Origin of the sequence: Neolewinella persica DSM 23188 (assembly GCF_000373105.1) — a bacterium.
Lineage (GTDB): Bacteria > Bacteroidota > Bacteroidia > Chitinophagales > Saprospiraceae > Neolewinella > Neolewinella persica.
In genome coordinates this window covers 13,665-31,821 of record NZ_KB890446.1, presented here as the reverse complement: position 1 = coordinate 31,821, position 18,157 = coordinate 13,665, and the positions used below count along the sequence as shown (strand labels likewise).

General features: G+C 50.7%; 12 protein-coding genes. 6 read left to right on the top strand and 6 right to left on the bottom strand.

From position 1 onward, the window contains the following. Positions 1-465: 465 nt before the first annotated feature. A complete protein-coding gene (amaB, locus tag B036_RS0118970; RefSeq protein ID WP_020570309.1) occupies positions 466-1,995 on the bottom strand; it encodes an L-piperidine-6-carboxylate dehydrogenase in 1,530 nt (509 codons plus the stop codon). 279 nt (positions 1,996-2,274) lie between these two features. Between amaB and aroB the strand changes: the two genes are divergently transcribed. After that, complete coding sequence (gene aroB, locus B036_RS0118965) at positions 2,275-3,342, top strand: 3-dehydroquinate synthase (RefSeq protein WP_020570308.1); 1,068 nt, start codon at positions 2,275-2,277, stop codon at positions 3,340-3,342. 93 nt (positions 3,343-3,435) lie between these two features. Here the strand turns inward: aroB and B036_RS30080 are convergent, their stop codons facing one another. Beyond that, a complete protein-coding gene (locus B036_RS30080) occupies positions 3,436-3,912 on the bottom strand; it encodes an Hsp20/alpha crystallin family protein (protein ID WP_020570307.1) in 477 nt (158 codons plus the stop codon). A 491-nt stretch (positions 3,913-4,403) separates the two neighbouring features. On the opposite strand from B036_RS30080, the gene B036_RS30075 reads away from it, so the two are divergent. The 3 genes from B036_RS30075 (at position 4,404) to B036_RS0118945 (ending at position 7,000) form a co-directional block, all read left to right on the top strand. Then, positions 4,404-5,849 (top strand): redoxin domain-containing protein, encoded by a 1,446-nt coding sequence (locus B036_RS30075; RefSeq protein WP_020570306.1) that lies wholly within the window; start codon positions 4,404-4,406, stop codon positions 5,847-5,849. A 9-nt stretch (positions 5,850-5,858) separates the two neighbouring features. Further along, a complete protein-coding gene (locus B036_RS0118950; protein WP_026232128.1) occupies positions 5,859-6,302 on the top strand; it encodes a hypothetical protein in 444 nt (147 codons plus the stop codon). 161 nt (positions 6,303-6,463) lie between these two features. Further along, a complete protein-coding gene (locus B036_RS0118945; RefSeq protein WP_044103188.1) occupies positions 6,464-7,000 on the top strand; it encodes an NUDIX hydrolase in 537 nt (178 codons plus the stop codon). A 9-nt stretch (positions 7,001-7,009) separates the two neighbouring features. Here the strand turns inward: B036_RS0118945 and B036_RS0118940 are convergent, their stop codons facing one another. The 4 genes from B036_RS0118940 to B036_RS30070 all read right to left on the bottom strand — a co-directional run bounded on the left by B036_RS0118940 (position 7,010) and on the right by B036_RS30070 (position 11,341). Next, on the bottom strand, positions 7,010-7,633 hold the full coding sequence (locus B036_RS0118940; RefSeq protein ID WP_020570303.1) for a porin family protein: 624 nt from the start codon (positions 7,631-7,633) through the stop codon (positions 7,010-7,012). Between the two features lie 164 nt (positions 7,634-7,797). Beyond that, on the bottom strand, positions 7,798-8,541 hold the full coding sequence (gene kdsB / locus B036_RS0118935; protein WP_020570302.1) for a 3-deoxy-manno-octulosonate cytidylyltransferase: 744 nt from the start codon (positions 8,539-8,541) through the stop codon (positions 7,798-7,800). A 98-nt stretch (positions 8,542-8,639) separates the two neighbouring features. Further along, on the bottom strand, positions 8,640-10,040 hold the full coding sequence (locus B036_RS0118930) for a type III PLP-dependent enzyme domain-containing protein (protein ID WP_020570301.1): 1,401 nt from the start codon (positions 10,038-10,040) through the stop codon (positions 8,640-8,642). Between the two features lie 197 nt (positions 10,041-10,237). Continuing rightward, on the bottom strand, positions 10,238-11,341 hold the full coding sequence (locus tag B036_RS30070; RefSeq protein ID WP_052333979.1) for a metallophosphoesterase: 1,104 nt from the start codon (positions 11,339-11,341) through the stop codon (positions 10,238-10,240). 480 nt (positions 11,342-11,821) lie between these two features. On the opposite strand from B036_RS30070, the gene gltB reads away from it, so the two are divergent. Both gltB and B036_RS0118915 read left to right on the top strand, forming a co-directional pair. Beyond that, entirely contained in the window at positions 11,822-16,375 is a 4,554-nt protein-coding gene (gene gltB / locus B036_RS0118920) for a glutamate synthase large subunit (RefSeq protein ID WP_020570299.1), read from the top strand. Positions 16,376-16,463: 88 nt separating this feature from the next. Continuing rightward, positions 16,464-17,945 (top strand): glutamate synthase subunit beta, encoded by a 1,482-nt coding sequence (locus B036_RS0118915; RefSeq protein WP_026232126.1) that lies wholly within the window; start codon positions 16,464-16,466, stop codon positions 17,943-17,945. The last annotated feature ends 212 nt before the right edge of the window (positions 17,946-18,157 follow it).

Here is an 18,157-nt window from a genome sequence, read left to right as displayed (position 1 = left end):
ATACTATCGAAGACGCAAACGGAGTACTTCTACTCAAAGCAACTTCAAGAATTTAATGGGTGTTCTCATAGTGTGTGGACCGTCCCGGCATCGTTTCTGCGATTGACCGGGGCGGTTTTTTTTGGGCTGAGTCACTGAGATGGTGAGTCACCGAGTTGCTTCCGCTTTTACCGTTCGCGGCGCTACGCTTGCTCACCTCGGAGGAAATAACATTGTGATTGGTGATTCTTCTGGCTTTGCCTGACAACTTCCCTTGCACCTGCGGCCGCGCCCACAAATCTATTAATTGCAAACACCACTCAGGGAGTCTCCTAATTCGATACCTGAATAAAAGAATGGGCTACCGCATCTAAAGATACAATAGCCCATCCAACACTTATTGCCAAAGGCGAACAAGCGAAGCGCAGTAAGTGGTACTTGCGGTAGCCACTCGGTGACTCACCAACTTAGTGACTCACCAACTCACTAAAGGTCAAACTTAATCCCCTGCGCCAAAGGCAACTCCGTAGAGTAGTTGATCGTGTTCGTCTGTCGGCGCATGTAGGCCTTCCAGCTGTCGGAGCCAGACTCGCGCCCGCCACCGGTTTCTTTCTCGCCGCCGAAGGCACCGCCGATCTCCGCACCTGAAGTACCGATATTGACGTTGGCAATACCACAATCAGAACCAGCCGTGCTGAGAAACAGCTCGCTTTCGCGCATGCTGTTGGTCATGATGGCAGAGCTGAGGCCTTGTGGAACAGAGTTCTGGATTTCAATTGCTTCCTCCAGGGTGGAGTAGGGCATGATGTACAGGATGGGCGCGAAGGTTTCGTGCTGGGCCATCTTGCTGTCGGCCTTTACTTCGAAGAAACAGGGTTTTACGTAGCAACCACTTTCGTAGCCCGGGCCTTCAAGTACGCCACCGTCAACGACGGTCTTGCCACCTTCTGCCTTAATGCCTTCGATGGCCTTAAGGTAAGTGTTGACCGAGTCTTTGTCGATAAGCGGACCGACGTGCATGTTCTGATCCAGTGGGTCACCGATGCGGAGCTGGCCGTAAGCCTTCTTCATCTTATCGCGAACTTCGTTGTAGCGTGATTCGTGAACGATCAGGCGGCGGGTAGAGGTACAGCGCTGGCCACAGGTGCCAACGGCACCGAAAAGGGCTCCGGTAAGGACGAGGTCCATATCGGCTGACTCAGTGATAATGATGGCGTTGTTGCCTCCGAGTTCAAGTAAAGATCTACCCAGACGTCCGGCAACTGCCTGCGCAACAATCTTACCCATGCGGGTAGATCCGGTCGCAGAAACGAGGGGTACACGCTTGTCGGTGCTCATGTATTCGCCAACGTGGTAATCACCGTTGACCAGGCTGTTGATGCCTTCTGGGAGGTCGTTGTCTTTAGCTACCTGTGCCCAGATATTCTGGCAGGCAACGCCACACATCGGGGCTTTTTCGGATGGCTTCCATACCGTGACGTCGCCACAAACAAGGGCGAGCATGCTGTTCCAGCTCCATACGGCAACCGGGAAGTTGAAAGCAGAAATGATGCCGACGATACCCATCGGGTGCCACTGTTCGTACATGCGGTGCAGGGGGCGCTCAGAGTGCATGGTAAGGCCGTAAAGCTGGCGGCTGAGGCCGACGGCGAAGTCACAGATATCGATCATCTCCTGCACTTCACCCCAACCTTCCTGGAGGCTCTTACCCATTTCGTAGCTGACCAGGCGACCCAGAGCATCCTTATGCTTACGGAGGGCTTCGCCATACTGACGGACAATTTCACCACGCTGGGGAGCGGGAACGGTACGCCAGTGCCTGAAAGCAGCTTGTGCGGTCTCGATAACGGTCTCGTACTGCTCCTTAGTAGTAACGGATACGCGACCGATTTCTTTGCCGTCTACGGGACTAAAAGAAACGATGTGCTTCGCTTCGTTGTGCAGGCCTTTCTGGCCGGTGCTGGTACCGTCGTTGTCTTCTGCGAGGCCCAGTTCTTTGAGGAAATCTCTATTCATGATCTTTGGTGGTTGGTTAGGAGGCGCAAAGGTAGGGATTAGTCGAGTAGTCTGGTAGTCAGATAGTCTAGTAGTCAGGTAGTCAAAAAAATACTCCTTGATTATCTGACTATTATGGGCGCGGTCGCAGGTGCAAAGTAGGTTAGACGAGCAGGCTAAGGCCACGGTCTCCGTCCAGCGAGGTGCTAACCAAGAACTTAAGCTCGCCAGAGCTTTGTATCGTAGCCCCGACTTCAATCGGGGAATTGAGCAATTAAAATCACATCTTACCTTTGCCCCATGACCCTTCCAGTAGCAGACCAATACAATATAGAAATAGGCCCCATCACTGAGGCTAACTTCAACTGGCTGTCCGCCCGCAACTACGCCGGCTGGGTCCTCTTTGCCGATGAAAACACGGTGGAACTCTGCCTTCCGCTGATCGAAGAGTACCTTCCGGAAGACACCCCGGTCATCGTTGCCCCGGAAGGAGAACTAAATAAGAATCTGGAAACCTGCCAATCGCTTTGGGAAGACCTGTTTACCGCAGGCGTAGGGCGGCGCTGGTGCGCCATCTGCCTGGGTGGCGGAGTGCTGGAGGATATGAGCGGCTTTGTCGCCTCCACCTACAAGCGCGGCATCGACTTTCTCCAGATTCCGACAACGTTGCTCTCCATGGTAGATTCTTCCGTAGGTGGCAAGCTCGGTGTTGATTTCAATAACCTGAAGAACAGTATCGGCGTCTTCAACAACCCTATTGCCGTATGGATTGATCCCCGTTTCTTGCAAACCCTGTCGGACCGGGAAGTTCGTTCCGGCTACGGAGAGATCATCAAGCACGGTCTGATTGCCGATGTGGAACAGTGGAACAAGATCAAAGAACTGCAGGACCTTACTTCGGTAGACTGGCAAACTATCATCCCGGCCAGTGTTAACGTCAAACGGGAAATTGTGTTGGAGGACCCCTTCGAAAAAGGACGGCGCAAAGCCCTCAACTTCGGCCATACCATCGGCCACGCTATTGAGTCTTATTGGCTGGAGAGTGACCGGCGATTGTTACATGGAGAAGCCATTGCTGCCGGTATGATCATGGAAGCTTGGTTGAGTACCCAACAGACGGGCCTTACTCCGCAGGCACTCGCAGAAATCACGACCTACTGCCTGGCCGTTTACGGCCACCAGGTGGTCCCGCCTGAAGCCTTCGATCAGCTGATCGCCTTAATGCAGCAAGACAAGAAAAACGAAGACCACCGGATCAATTTCACCCTGCTCGAAGCCCCGGGCTGCGCCCGGGTAAACGAGACGGCGGATGTCGAACTAATCAGGGGAGCGATTGAATATTATAACGGCATGGATAAACTCCCTTGAGGTCAGGAAGACTAAATTATCAATGATGCAATTACGATCGCTGAAAACAGGCTACTTGTAATTAGGGGAGTGAAGAAAGTCGGTGGGCTCAGACTAGCTGCCAACTGGAATCCGGCGTGGAGTATTAGTTTGCTCTAGTGGCTTAATAACTGGGATAAAGACTTCCAGAATACCATTTCTGTATTTGGCGGTGATGTTTTCTTCGTCACAACTTTCCGGCAAACTCCAGGCACGACTGAAAGCATTGAAATTATGTTCCCGGCGCGTAAAGGACGCTTCATCCCGGATGCGGTCGTCAGTCAATTGGCCGCTGATGATCAGGTAATCACCATTGACATTGATGTCAAAGTCACCCTTGTCATAGCCGGGAGCTGCAAGTTCGATCAGGTACCCTGTGCGTTTTTCTTCGTTTTCTTCGGTGATGTTAGCGTTGGGGATATTGAGCTCGTGTTCTTGTTGAATGGTGTGACTTCCAAACAAACGACGACGCTTGTCTTCAAAAATGCTGTCTATGTGCCGACTTCTTACACTGTCGGGGGTGATGCCACGAAGAGAAGGGAAGGTTTTCATAATAAAAGGTCTTTATAATTTAGTAATGCAAATTCAGGGTAAGTGCTTATTTATAAATTATAACGATATTTTACCTGCAAGATGTTCGCTGTTAGGTCCGAACAAAGATAATTTTATCGTATAACATCATTTTTAAGGTCCCAATTACCTGTTTTTTGCTTTTCAATATTTTCCCTTGCACCTGCTCCGATAGCTATCCGGGGGCTTAAACAGAATGAGAGAATAACTAAAGGATAAAAGCAGAGAATGGCTAGGCTATTATCACTCACTGCGGACCTGTTTATTTACTTAGTATAGCCCTTAATGCCCTGGGTATTCTCAACGGTTCTCTTCCACGAGCGAAGCGAGCATCCAAGTGCGGGAGCAATTCTCCCGTTCACTTATTCTCCCATTCTCTTATAACCGGAGGTTAAACAAATGCAAAGCCACCGCCTGATTCAATAGATTCCTGTGTTGGCGCGTTACCTTTGCACCAAGTAAAAGCGAATACTATGATACGTCAGCTACTCCTATTATTTTGTCTGTTTTTTGCCGCCTTTGCGGGAGCCCAGGAAAGCCATGAAATAACCATCGAAATTGAGGGGTACGATCAGGATGTGCTGAGCCTGGCAAATAATGTACTCGACAAACAATACATCGTAGATACTGCCCGGAGGAACGAGCAGGGAAACTTCGTTTTTCGGAGTGACACCAGTGCACTGCCCAAAGGGATTTACCTGGTGGTGCTGGCCCCAAACAACGACTACTTTCAAATGGTCATTGGGAACGATCCTGACCAGAAATTTAAACTGGAAACCCGTAAGGAGAAGCTCTCTGATGTGGAAGTGACCGATAGCCGGGAGAATGAATTATTCTACAATTACCTTGGTTACCTCGATCAGCAACAGGACGTAAGCGCGCCAGCCCGTTCTGCCCTCCAAGACACTACGCTAACGGAAGAAAGCAAGGCTCCCCTGATTGCTCAACTCGATGAGATCAATGCACAGGTAATGGCTTTTCAGGAAACGCAGGTAAAGGAACATCCACAATCCTTCGTTGCCGCCATCATCAATGCGAATAAACCGAATAACCCTCCATCTTTCGATGAAATAGCGGATGAAGATGATCGGCGAGAAGCTCAGCTTAACTGGCTCAGGGAGCATTATTTCGATCACATCAACTTGCAGGATGACCGCTTGCTGCGGACGCCTTTCCTTTTCTCCCGGGTTAATTATTACGTTGATCGCCTGTTCATCCAGCACCCTGACACCATCAGCAAAGCAATTGATTTCGTACTGGGCAAAATGGACCCTAAATCGGAACTGTTTAAATACTACGTAGTCCACTTTACGAATAAGGCCGCTAAAAGCGACATCGTTGGGATGGACGGAGTCTATGTCCACATGATCGATAATTACTACCGCAATGGGTTGGCCTACTGGTCTGATCCCGAGCAAATGGCAACGATGATCGAGAACGCCGACAAAAACCGCCCGCTACTGATCGGCAAACCGGCACCGAACCTGCAGATGAATCGTCGGGACGGCAGCCCGGTAAACCTTTACGACCTCGACGCCAGGTATACGGTGCTCTACTTTTGGCAGTTCGCTTGCCCTTCGTGTAAAAAGTCTACACCGTACATGAAGGAATTTTATGCCAAGTGGAAATCCAAAGGAGTAGAGGTATTTGCCGTCTGTACGAAACAGCGGGAATTGCCAAAGTGCTGGGAGTACATTGACGACAACGAGATTGGTGAATGGCTCCACGCAACGGATAAGTACCAGCGATTTGCCCGTGATTACAACGTCATTTCCACGCCTACAATTTTTGTTCTCGACGAGAACAAGGTGATCGTTTCCAAGCGGATCGGCGCGCAGCAACTCGACGAGTTGCTCACCAACCTGGAATTGCAACGCGAGTTGCGGGAGACCGAGGAGAAATCAACGGGTAAGCGCTAAATAATTATCATGACTGAACCAATGGTCTTTAGCCCCCAAATGGGTGACGTGTACGGAATGATGATGGTTTGCGCCGCATTATTCGTCTTACTGGTCTGGTTAGCTATCCGGCTGAATAAAAACAAGCACCCCGACCCACGCCGCCGTGTATTGATGCCCATGTTGAGCTACTTCATGGCGCTGTTGGCGTTGATGGCGTTCCTTGGCTCCTTTTGGTCCCTGTTCAAATACCCTACACTGGAGATTACTAAAACTCAGATGATTATTGACGGGGTCGCCAACCCTTTGCCCACCCAGGCCAATGTGCGGTTGGAAAATTACGAGTCCTCCGGTTTGGGGCCCTCCACCCGAGTGCTGCTGGTGCAAACCAAAGACCGGAAAACCTGGGCCTTCCCGGATGATCGTTATCCGGTTAATGAGATCATGCAGCATCTGCGGCCAGAGAAGCAATAGGTTACCTATGTGATGACTATCCCTCAAACGCCGACGTCGGTACAGTGGATGGGGGTGGGCGCGGACGCAGGTGCAAGGGAGGGTATAACAGGCAACAGGTTGCTACTAAAGTACCTGAAGTGTCAACAAATATGACGCTTAACCCCTACCTTTCCACCACCATGAAATTTTGCTCTAATTGTGGTTCGGACAGTATTACCCTCAGTATTCCCGCAGGGGATAACCGGCACCGGTTTGTTTGTCCGAGCTGTGAAATAATTCATTACCAGAACCCGAATATCGTAGCGGGGTGCCTGCCCGTTTGGGAAGACAAAGTATTACTTTGCCGCCGGGCCATTGAGCCACGGCATGGCTATTGGAACGTTCCCAGCGGTTACCTCGAGAATGGAGAATCGGTAGAAGATGGCGCCATGCGCGAAGTCTGGGAGGAGGCCGAAGCCAAGGTGGAAATAGATTACCTCATTAGCTTGTATAACCTGGAAAAGATTAATCAGATCTACCTGCAGTTTGTCGGCCACCTTGTCGATGGGAAATTTGGAATAGGTGTGGAAAGTTCAGAGTGTGCCCTGTTTACCGAAAAGACCATCCCCTGGGAGGAGATGGCCTTTACGTCGTCAGTGTTTATGCTGAAGCGGTACTTTGAGAATAGGAAGGCAGGGAAGAAGATCTTGCACCGGGCTTCCTATCCCACGATCTGATGAATAGGATTAGTTGCCAATGGGCACCAGTACGCCGCCGTTAATACCAAGGTAATTCTGGCGAACATCAGTGTTCTCAACGTCAAACAGGTTGGATACGGCTGCGTTGTAGCGGAATTCGGCAAACAGCTTTAGCCCAATGTCGAAAGTAAGACCAGCAACCCCCGTAACGTTAAGTCCGCCCCGGTTGATACGGTCGGCATCGAAGTCAACGTCTCTTTCACCGCCAATTTCGGTGACCGTGCCGTTAAGGGCATAGCTGAAGGTCGGGCCTGCACCGAGGTAAAAACCCAGACCTTCTTCACGGCCGAAATTGAGCTTAGCCAGAACACCCAGATCAAAGTAAGTTAAGGTGCTGGAAATTTCGTTACTGCCAGGCAAGTCAATGGTATAGCTATAGCCCCGGTTCAGGTAGTTGATTTCCGGTTGGAGCACGAACGTATTACCGCCGATTGGAAGTTCGACAAAGAGCCCAAGCATCAGGTTAGTCTCGCCTTCAGTTTCGACGTTGAGGTCTGTGATGTCAATAGAAGCATTGGTTGCATTGACGCCGGCACGAAGACCGAAGTGCTGAGCGGAAAGGGGGGTAGCCACGAAAAGTGCTGCCAAGATAAGGAAAAATAATTTGCGCATGGTGGTTGGTTTGGTTAGTTTAATATCCACCTTCTTAAACGCGCACTGATTTCGGCGTGTTCGGTATATCGTGCCTGGAATTTTTACTTGATTCTTTAGCAGCTATACTGAATTTTAGTGCTTTTGAGCGACGCGACGCTTTCAGCTCACTATAACAAAGCAACTTATTCCTCCCGGCTCAGTTGGGGCAAAGCTCTGCGCAAATCTTCTGGCGTATCGATCCCAACGGAAGGTAAATCCGTCAGCCCGACGTGAATGGAATACCCTGCCGCCAGCCACCTCAGTTGTTCCAGTGATTCCATTTGCTCCAACTCACCCTTTGGCAGGGTGGTCAGCTTCGGTAAAACCCCGGCGCGATAAGCATAAAGCCCAAGGTGCTGCAAATGTTTGCCTTCCAGAATCCATTGACCCACAGGGATGTCTCGTAAAAACGGAATGGCGTGGCGGCTAAAATATAGTGCCCGTCCGCCTTCGTCCCGAACCACTTTGACAACGTTCGGGGAGAGCAATGAACGTTCATCAGATATGCGATGCGCCAGGGTGGCAATCTCAATTGCCGAATCGGAAAACGGCGATACTACTGCTGTGATCTGTGCCGGGTCAATAAAAGGCTCATCTCCCTGTACATTGACGATGATCTTTGCATCCGGGAAACCTGCAGCAACTTCCGCTACCCGGTCGGTTCCACTAGGATGATCCTCCCGCGTCATCACCGCTTTGCCTCCAAAGTCGAGCACGTGGTCCAGTATCCGCTGATCGTCCGTAGCAACAACGACATGGTCAATAACCGTTGCCGAGGCGACTCGCTCATACACGCGCTGAATCATGGTCTTACCAGCCATGTCAGCAAGGGGTTTACCCGGGAAACGGGTACTGGCGTAGCGGGCTGGGATGATGGCTAGGGTCATCAGTGAATAATTGAATAATGGAATGGGTGAATTACGTCGGAATGAAGGTGACAAGATTGACCTGACAGAGTACTAATTCTCCCCTGCCATTATTCTCACTATATATAACCGAGAATCTTCAACATGGATTCGGCAGTCTGCTTAGGAGCCAATAGCCGGTCAGTCAGGTTACCTTCTTCATCAAGGTCGATGATGATGTGCTGTGGGCTGGGGATCATACAATGTTTGATGCCGCCATACCCTGAAATATTATCCTGATAAGCTCCGGTATGGAAAAAACCAAGGTAAAGTGGTTCTTTGTCTTCCGGCTTGTTGATGGGCAGGTAGACCTGGCTTTCGTGGATCTCGCTGTTGTAGTAGTCTGAGTTGTCACAGCTAAGACCTCCGATGTTTACCCGCCGGTAATCGTTGTGCCATTTATTGACGGGCAGCAGGATGAAGCGCTCACCGATACCCCAGGCATCGGGTAGGGTGGTCATCAGAGAGTTGTCGATCATGTACCACATCTCACTGTCATTCTGCTGCTTCTGGGCCAGTACGGAGAAGATCGTCGCGCCGGATTCACCCACGGTGTATTTGCCGAACTCGGTAAAGAGGTCTGGTTCTGGTACTTCAAGTTCTTCACAGGCTTCGAGAACGTTGGAAACAATCTCCCGCACCATGTACTTATAGTCAAACTCGAAGCCAAGACTGTTGCGGATCGGCATACCGCCACCAATGTTCAGGGCGTGGAGCTGTTTGCTTTCTTGTTTCAGTTGGCCGTATAAACGTACAGCCTTTTTAAGTTCGCCCCAGTAGTAAAGGCTGTCTTTGATCCCGGTATCGACGAAGAAGTGCAACATGTGCAGTTCTAGTTTTGGGTGATCTTTTATGCGCTCCCGGAAAAGCGGAAGCACATCGGCTTCTCGAAGGCCTAAACGGCTGGTGTAGAATTCGAAATTCGGCTCTTCCTGAGTCGCTACCCGGATGCCGATCTTGGCTACGCCAACCACGTGGTCCTGGTAGTAATCTAACTCGTGGGTATTATCTACTACTGCGATGACGTTTTCGAAGCCATCGTTCATCAGACCAACGATGCCTTCCAGGTAATCCTCCGGCTTAAAGCCATTACAGACGATGAAAATACTTTTTTCGATCTTACCCTGAGCGAAGAGTGTGCGGATCAGGTTAACGTCGTAGGCTGAGCTTATTTCCAACTGCACTTCATGGTCCAATGCTTCTCCCACCACGTGGGCGAAGTGACTGCTTTTAGTACAATAACAATAGTGGTACTTCCCCCCGTAGCCCTGACTGCGCATGGCGCGACGAAATAAATTTCGTGCCTCCTTAATCTTTCTACCAATACTGGGCAGATAGGTAAGCTTGAGAGGTGTTCCGTATTTCCTGATCAGGTGGATCAGGGGAATGTTGTTAAAGGTCAGATATCCATTTTCCAGGTCAAAACCATTCTGGGGAAAATAGAAGGTCTGATCAATGAGATCAAAGTACTTGTTGGCCACCGTTGGGGTTGTTTTTAGCGGGTGCGAAGATAGGCCTCCGTGGTGGAGAAATATGTCTTTTAGAAGGAATGGTGGTCATAATGTATCATTATTTATCCTTAGACCCTTTTTGGGCGCGGTCGCAGGTGCAAGGGAATGTTGCAAGAGCAGGAAGAGACACTTCCACTCACGCCTGAGACCTAACCTCTTTTTTAGCTTTATCGCTCCTGGTTGTGCTCCAGCGCCAATCGTTCCCCCAGCAGGCTGCCGCGCGTCATCTCGCCACCCTCAATGAGCAGAATTTCGCCCATGGAACCGAATTTTATGCTTGAGTCCACGGCGATGACCTTCCCATTAAAGAAGCTCTTCACGGCATCAAAAGAAGTGTGGCCTACCACCATTTGTTCCGCTTTTAACTTTTTCAGGATTCTGTCGATATCCTTCTCTTTAAACTCACTGTCTAGAAAATAGCCCCGGTACCAGAGTGGCCCGCTGGGACCATGGAGGAGGGCCAGTTCTGCGGAATCGTGGACAGCAAGGCTGCTTTTGGTGCCGATCAAGTGCTTGTGGTAAACATCGTTAATGCGTTGCAGGCCACCGACCTCATCAAGTAACTCCTTGCTGAAACCGCCATGTACGAAGACCATGTCATTGATTCTGATGGAAAGCGGGAGCGTCCTCAACCAACGCCCCAGGTAGGATGATTTTCCATAGAGTTGCTGGTAAGGTGTCTGAAATAAGGCTCCGGTGATGAGGTACCGTTTGTGGATGTACCGGATGTCCCCCTCCATGACCATAGTCTCATGGTTGCCGAGCAGGAAGTGGACGCGACCTCCTGCTGCGGCGGCTTCCTTTTGCAGGTTATAAATGAACCACAACGTTTCCGTAACCTGGTCTCCCCGGTCAAAAATGTCACCAACGACCACGAAGTGCCCCTTACCAAAGGACCACCGGTGATCCTCACCAATTATGCCATGGGACTGCAGGAGCTTAAGAATGACGTCATATTGTCCGTGAATGTCACTAACCACGGCTAACTTTTCCACCCCCTGGAAGACGGCCTGCCGCCTACGTACGAACACCGTATCAGGATTTACAGTCTCCGGGCGAAAACCGTTGAAAAATGGTAGTTCGTTAGTATTTAATGCTGACCAGGCAGTCTTTTCACACTTTCGACCTTCGGGCCACGCCCACTTGGCGATTAGCTCACCCGATTCATCATACATCAGATAGGGACCGTCGGCCTCTGGTGGGGTCGTATCCGCCTGACTAAAGGACAAGACGGGGAAGAAAAGGGCGAGTAGTAGGAGTAATTTTTGCACAATCGACGAAGTAGCTGTTCAGAAGTTGATTAGTCAACATTGTTTTAGCGTTAACTGTTTGTTACCACCTTGCTACTTATCCGTAACCTTGCACCTGCGTCCTCGCCATATTGTGCATTTGGTGATCATTTAAGCAGATCCAGAAGTTTTTGAAGTAGTGAAATTGTTAAAATAGAGCGATAAGATTCAATTTTAAATTTGCCTTTTGAGTAATTGTTAAGATTTAATTTTTAAAAATGGCGGTATTGCAGAATTAATATTTTTTGACCTGCTACCTTAATTTAGCTTCTAAGTTTAGGCGTCGGAATTGAGATCAAAGGGGGTAAGGCTGTATATGGGAAATAGTATTTTCTCTCTTTATCTTGGGTTTACCTATAAATCAGACCGGAGTTTCCACCACGTCTATTGACTCCAGCGAGATGATTCTAACCAAATAGAGCTACTTTTTTAACGCCATTCCGGCATTTATTGAGTAGAACTATGCGATACGTAGCTGATACACCAAAACCACAAGGATTATACACGGAGCATCTGGAATCGGATGCCTGTGGAACTGGTTTTATTGCCAATCTGAACGGAGACCCCTCCCACAAGCTGGTCACTGATGCCCTGAAGATGCTCATCAACATGGAGCACCGTGGAGCTTGCGGATGTGAACCAAACAGTGGGGATGGAGCGGGTATTTTAGTGCAGGTACCCCACGATTTTTTCAAGCGAAAGCTTTCAGAAAAAGGGAAGGTGCTTCCAGAAAAAGGAAAATACGGCGTTGGTATGATGTTTTTGCCGGAAGAAAAACAGCTTCTCGAGCGGTGTTTGTACCTTTTTGAAGATTATGCAGACGAGATGGGGTTTGACCTCATCTATTACCGCAAAGTCCCTACGGACCACGAAGAGCTGGGGCCAACCAGTAAAAGCGTCGAGCCACGGTTCCAACAGGTTTTCGTTAAACCCCGGGAAGAAATGGACCCTAAGGCTTTGGAACGCAAACTTTACGTGCTGCGGAAGTATGCCACCCACAAGATCCACACTACTTACCCCGAGACCCGGGATCAGTTCTACCTTGCCAGTTTCAGCTATAAGACCATCGTTTATAAGGGGCAATTGACGACCTGGCAGCTTCCTGGTTATTACAATGATCTGCAGAGCGCTGACTTCAAGTCTGCCATTGCGCTGATCCACAGCCGGTTCTCTACCAATACTGTACCTAAGTGGAAACTGGCGCAGCCATTTAGAATGATCGCCCACAACGGTGAGATCAATACCATCCAGGGTAATGTGAATTGGTGGAAATCGAAAGAGACGTTGATCCGGGAGACGGCCCACTTTTCGGAAGATGAATTGGATAAAATCTATCCGGTTTGTGGAACGGGGTTGTCTGATTCGGCCAACTTTGACAATGTGCTGGAATTTTTGACACTGAACGGAATGAGTATCCCTCATGCTCTGATGATGATGGTGCCCGAAGCCTGGCAGCATGATGATACAATGCCGGATTACAAAAGAGCCTTCTACGAATACACCAAGGGCCTGATGGAACCCTGGGACGGACCTGCTTCAATTTGCTTTACGGACGGAATCCTCGTTGGCGCAACGCTTGATCGCAACGGCCTGCGGCCCAGCCGCTGGTGCCTTACCGAAGACAATGTCCTCATCGTTGCCAGTGAAGCTGGCGCATTACCCGTTGACCAATCTACTATTGTCCAGAAAGGACGCTTACAACCCGGCCGCATCCTCGTCGCCGATCTTGAAGAGCACCGCATTATCGGTGACGAGGAACTAAAGGAGACCATTTGTAAAAGACTGCCGTACCGCGAGTGGCTTGATGAGCACCGCATCGGGCTGGAAGACCTGCCGCTGCGCCGCCGGGCGGGCGTAAGTATGGGCCCCACGACATTGTTCCAACGTTTGCAGCTATTTGGCTACACCAAAGAAGACCTCAACTTCTTGCTGGAACCAATGATCAAGGGAAAGAAAGACCCAATCGGTTCCATGGGGGCAGATACGCCACTGGCGGCACTAAGTCTGCAAAGCCAACACCTGGCCAACTACTTCAAGCAGCTATTTGCTCAGGTAACTAACCCTCCAATCGATCCGATCCGGGAACGCAGCGTGATGTCCCTCTACGCCATGTTGGGTAGTACCGACAACATCACCGACGTTAAGCCGGGCAACGCAAAAAATATTCACCTCGATTCGCCAGTACTTACCAACGATGAGCTGGCGAAGATCAAAGAGGTTCACCACCCTGACTTCCGGGCAGGATTAATTAATTCCGTCTTCAAGGCCGATGGCCAGGAGGGCCGCCTGAAGTCCGCGATTGAGCACATCAAATCACAAGCAGAAAGCCTGGTGCGTAGTGGTTATAACATTTTGATCATTAGCGACCGGATGGCGGACAGTTTCATGGCTCCGGTACCCAGCTTATTGGCTACTGGCGCGGTGCACCACCACTTGGTTGAGCTGGGCCTGCGTGCTAAAACCAGCCTGGTTATTGAAGCAGGAGATGTGCGGGAGACCCACCACTTCGCTACCCTGATCGGTTATGGCGCCAGTGCGGTCAATCCTTACCTTACTTACGCTGCACTGTCGGATCTCCACTCTTCCAACGTATTTGAGGAGGCGAAACTTGAACGTAGCGATGTACTCACCATTTATCGAAAGGCAATTGGTAAGGGCTTGCTCAAGATCATGTCCAAGATTGGTATTTCTACCCTGCAATCTTACCAGGGAGCTCAAATATTTGAGGTGCTTGGCCTGAACCATAAAGTGGTCGATGAGTGCTTCCGTGGATCAATCAGCCGGATTGAGGGAATGGGATATGACGGTATTGCCCGTGAAGTATTGGTACGCCAAAAATTGGCCTATCCTGAAAAAGCAGTCCATAATCCGCAACTGGAAGTAGGGGGCGTATACCAATGGAAACGTCGGGGCGAGGCCCACATGTTTAACCCAAAGAGCATTCATTACCTCCAGATTGCTGCGCGGAAAAACGACGAAGAGGCCTTCAATAAATACAAAGAGGAAATCAACAATCAAACCGAAAAAGCACTTACGCTCCGCGGTCTGCTGGCTTTCCGGAAAGGAGATCCGATTCCGTTAGAAGAAGTAGAACCGGCTGCAGACATCATGAAGCGCTTTGCTACGGGAGCGATGTCTTTCGGCTCCATCAGCTGGGAAGCACATACAACGCTGGCCATTGCGATGAACAAAATTGGTGCCCGTTCTAACTCCGGAGAGGGAGGGGAAGACTCTATTCGTTTTGAGGTAGATGAGCACGGTAACAATATGCGCTCAGCCATCAAACAAGTTGCTTCGGGCCGCTTTGGCGTGACGAGCTATTACCTGACTAACGCAGATGAACTGCAAATAAAAATGGCCCAGGGTGCCAAGCCTGGCGAAGGGGGGCAGCTACCCGGTCATAAAGTGGACGATTGGATCGGTCGGGTTCGGAATTCAACGCCGGGAGTCGACCTTATCTCTCCGCCGCCACACCATGACATCTATTCGATTGAAGATCTGGCACAGCTGATCTTCGACCTTAAGAATGCTAATCGGCGGGCACGGATCAACGTCAAGTTGGTGTCCAAGGCTGGCGTAGGTATCATCGCTTCGGGTGTAGCTAAAGCCAAGGCCGATGCTATCTTAATCTCCGGCCACGACGGTGGTACGGGGGCAAGCCCGCTGTCGAGTATCCGGCACGCAGGTTTGCCGTGGGAGTTGGGCCTGGCGGAAACGCACCAGACCCTCGTAAGGAACAAGCTCCGTGATCGGGTTGTCCTCCAAACCGACGGTCAGATCAGGACCGGCCGGGACCTGGTAATCGCCACCCTTCTGGGGGCTGAAGAATACGGCGTGGCTACTGCCGCGCTGGTCGTCGAAGGATGTATCATGATGCGGAAGTGCCACGTCAATACTTGTCCGGTTGGCATTGCCACCCAGAACCCAGACCTAAGGGCCCGGTTTACCGGAGATCCCGAACACGTCATCAATTTCTTTCGGTTCCTGGCGGAAGACATGCGCAGTATTATGGCCGAACTTGGCTTCCGTACCGTAAATGAGATGGTGGGCAAGGTTGAACATCTGAAGACAAATAAAGACGCTGAACACTGGAAGTATAAAGCATTGGATCTAAGCCCGATTTTGTGGAAAGAATCGGCGGATGAGTCCGTAGGACTTTTCAATACAACGGTTCAGGATCATGGCCTTAAGGACGTACTGGACCGCCGACTACTGGAGGCGGCAAAACCTGCCCTTGAACATATGGAAATGGTTACCACCAACTTCCCGATCAAGAATACGGACCGTGCGGTGGGTACCATGCTTTCCAACGAAATCAGTCGCCGCTTTCACGGAGAGGGGTTACCCGATGGTGCCATTAAATTCCGCTTCCGGGGATCGGCCGGGCAGAGCTTTGGCGCCTTTGGCGCCAAGGGGATTGAATTCTTGCTGGAAGGTGAATCCAATGATTACTTCGGTAAGGGTCTAAGTGGAGGCCGGCTGATCGTGGTACCAGACCGGATATCCAAGTTCGATCCACATGAGAACATCATCATCGGTAACGTGGCCTTCTACGGAGCTACTTCCGGCGAAGCTTACATCAAAGGGACAGCCGGTGAACGTTTCTGTGTTAGAAACTCCGGTGTGAAAACGGTCGTCGAAGGTGTTGGAGATCATGGCTGTGAGTACATGACCGGAGGTCTGGCTGTAATCTTAGGCGAGACCGGCAAAAATTTTGGTGCTGGAATGTCAGGCGGAATGGCCTACATATACGATCCGAAGGGAAGCTTTCCCGTAAAATTGAACGGAGATATGGCCGACATCGAAGCCCTTGAGGATTTCGACAAGGGCCTGCTCAAGCAGATGGTTCGTAACCACTTCTCCTATACCAGTTCGAAAACTGCGCTTGACTTGCTCAATGATTGGGACAATGCACTAGGTCACTTCATCAAGGTGATGCCACGCGATTACAAGCGGGTGCTAAAGGAAAAGGAAATGCTTCCCAATCTTTCGGTTAAAACTGCCGAGCTCGTATAGCTGATCCGGTTCCACAGCATTTATGCTGCAATCAACTTCAATAGTTAACCTCGACCGTAGCCAGAAGGCCACGAAAAATAATACAACCATGGCAGACCCAAAAGGCTTCCTCAATGAAACAAGAGAACTCCCCGGTAAACGCCCCGTAGAGGTACGCGTCAATGACTGGAAGGAGCTGTACGAACCGATGGCAGAAGAGAAAACCATCAAACAGGCCAGTCGGTGTATGGACTGTGGTGTTCCATTTTGCCACAGCGAATGCCCTTTAGGCAACATTATTCCTGAGTTCAACGACGCTGTTTACCAGCAAGACTGGCAAGTGGCGTGGGAGATACTGAGTGAAACCAATAATTTTCCTGAGTTCACGGGCCGTATTTGCCCGGCACCCTGCGAAGCTGCCTGTGTTTTGGGAATTAACCAACCGGCGGTAACCATTGAGCACATAGAAAAAAGTATTGCCGAGGAAGCGTTCGCCCGGGGTTATGCCCGACCGAACCCGCCGAGTAATCGGACCGGAAAAAAGGTAGCAGTAGTTGGCTCCGGCCCGGCTGGGCTTGCCGCTGCAGCGCAGCTCAATAAGGCGGGGCACAACGTCACCGTCTATGAACGCAATACCCGCATTGGGGGATTGTTGAGGTACGGTATCCCGGACTTCAAAATGGAAAAGCACATCATCGACCGCCGTGTCGAGCTGATGGAAGCAGAAGGCATCAGCTTTGAGGTAAATGCGGATGTAGGCGGCAATGTAGACGCTAAGCAGCTGGTACGTAACAACGATGCGGTAGTGCTGGCCGGTGGGTCGACCATCCCCCGTGACCTCAAATTGCCCGGTCGCGAACTGGACGGTGTTCATTTTGCCATGGAGTTCCTCGATCAAAACAATAAACGGGTAGCCGGGGACGACCTCACCAGCTTCAAGCAAATCCATGCCGAAGGACGGGACGTCGTCGTTATCGGTGGCGGAGATACCGGAGCGGATTGCGTGGGGACAAGCAACCGGCACGGTGCTAAATCCGTCACTCAGATTGAATTGATGTGGAAGCCCGGAGCGGTTGCGGGGCCGGATACCTGGCCAAACTGGCCAATGATCCTCCGAACCAGTACCAGCCACGAAGAAGGCTGTGAGCGGGAATGGGCGGTACTGACGGAGAAATTCCTCGGAGATGAAGAAGGTAAGCTGCGGGCGATCCAGACGGTGAACATCCGCTGGGGTAAAGATGCCTCTGGCCGCAACACCTTTGTCAAGATCGAAGGCTCAGAACGCGAAATCCCCTGTCAACTGCTACTTATCGCCGCCGGCTTTCTGCATCCGCAGCAAGAGGGCTTACTGGATAAGCTGAGCGTCGGGCTCGATGCGCGTGGTAACGTAGCTGCCAACCCTGAGCACAACTACCAGACCAGCGTGCCTAAAGTCTTTGCCGCAGGTGATATGCGTCGAGGTCAGAGTCTCGTTGTCTGGGCCATTTCTGAAGGCCGGGAATGCGCCCGCTCCGTAGATGCTTTCCTGAGCGAAGACGGAACATCCTTGCTGGAGAGTAAGGATGGTGGGCAACTTGCGTTGCAGGTTTAGTTCATCACTCAATAACGCGAATCAAGGCCTAAAAACAGCACCCTTATTTAAGCTGTGCCAGGTGCCCGCAAGGGACGTCCGTACAGAAAGGGTACCATAATTCCGTCGAGGCGCAGCCTCGACGGCCCTCAAATGCCCGATTTGCAGGGGCGACCCTCGTAGTTACCACGGTAAAGTCAAGGTGTTTTGGGTTGGAAAGGTCATTGCTTTTA

Coding starts and splice junctions, on each gene's coding strand:
- amaB (WP_020570309.1), bottom strand. CDS start 1,995: ATGAATAGAGATTTCCTCAAAGAACTGGGCCTCGCAGAAGACAACGAC.
- B036_RS0118940 (WP_020570303.1), bottom strand. CDS start 7,633: ATGCGCAAATTATTTTTCCTTATCTTGGCAGCACTTTTCGTGGCTACC.
- aroB (WP_020570308.1), top strand. CDS start 2,275: ATGACCCTTCCAGTAGCAGACCAATACAATATAGAAATAGGCCCCATC.
- B036_RS0118915 (WP_026232126.1), top strand. CDS start 16,464: ATGGCAGACCCAAAAGGCTTCCTCAATGAAACAAGAGAACTCCCCGGT.
- B036_RS0118945 (WP_044103188.1), top strand. CDS start 6,464: ATGAAATTTTGCTCTAATTGTGGTTCGGACAGTATTACCCTCAGTATT.
- kdsB (WP_020570302.1), bottom strand. CDS start 8,541: ATGACCCTAGCCATCATCCCAGCCCGCTACGCCAGTACCCGTTTCCCG.
- B036_RS30080 (WP_020570307.1), bottom strand. CDS start 3,912: ATGAAAACCTTCCCTTCTCTTCGTGGCATCACCCCCGACAGTGTAAGA.
- gltB (WP_020570299.1), top strand. CDS start 11,822: ATGCGATACGTAGCTGATACACCAAAACCACAAGGATTATACACGGAG.
- B036_RS30075 (WP_020570306.1), top strand. CDS start 4,404: ATGATACGTCAGCTACTCCTATTATTTTGTCTGTTTTTTGCCGCCTTT.
- B036_RS0118950 (WP_026232128.1), top strand. CDS start 5,859: ATGACTGAACCAATGGTCTTTAGCCCCCAAATGGGTGACGTGTACGGA.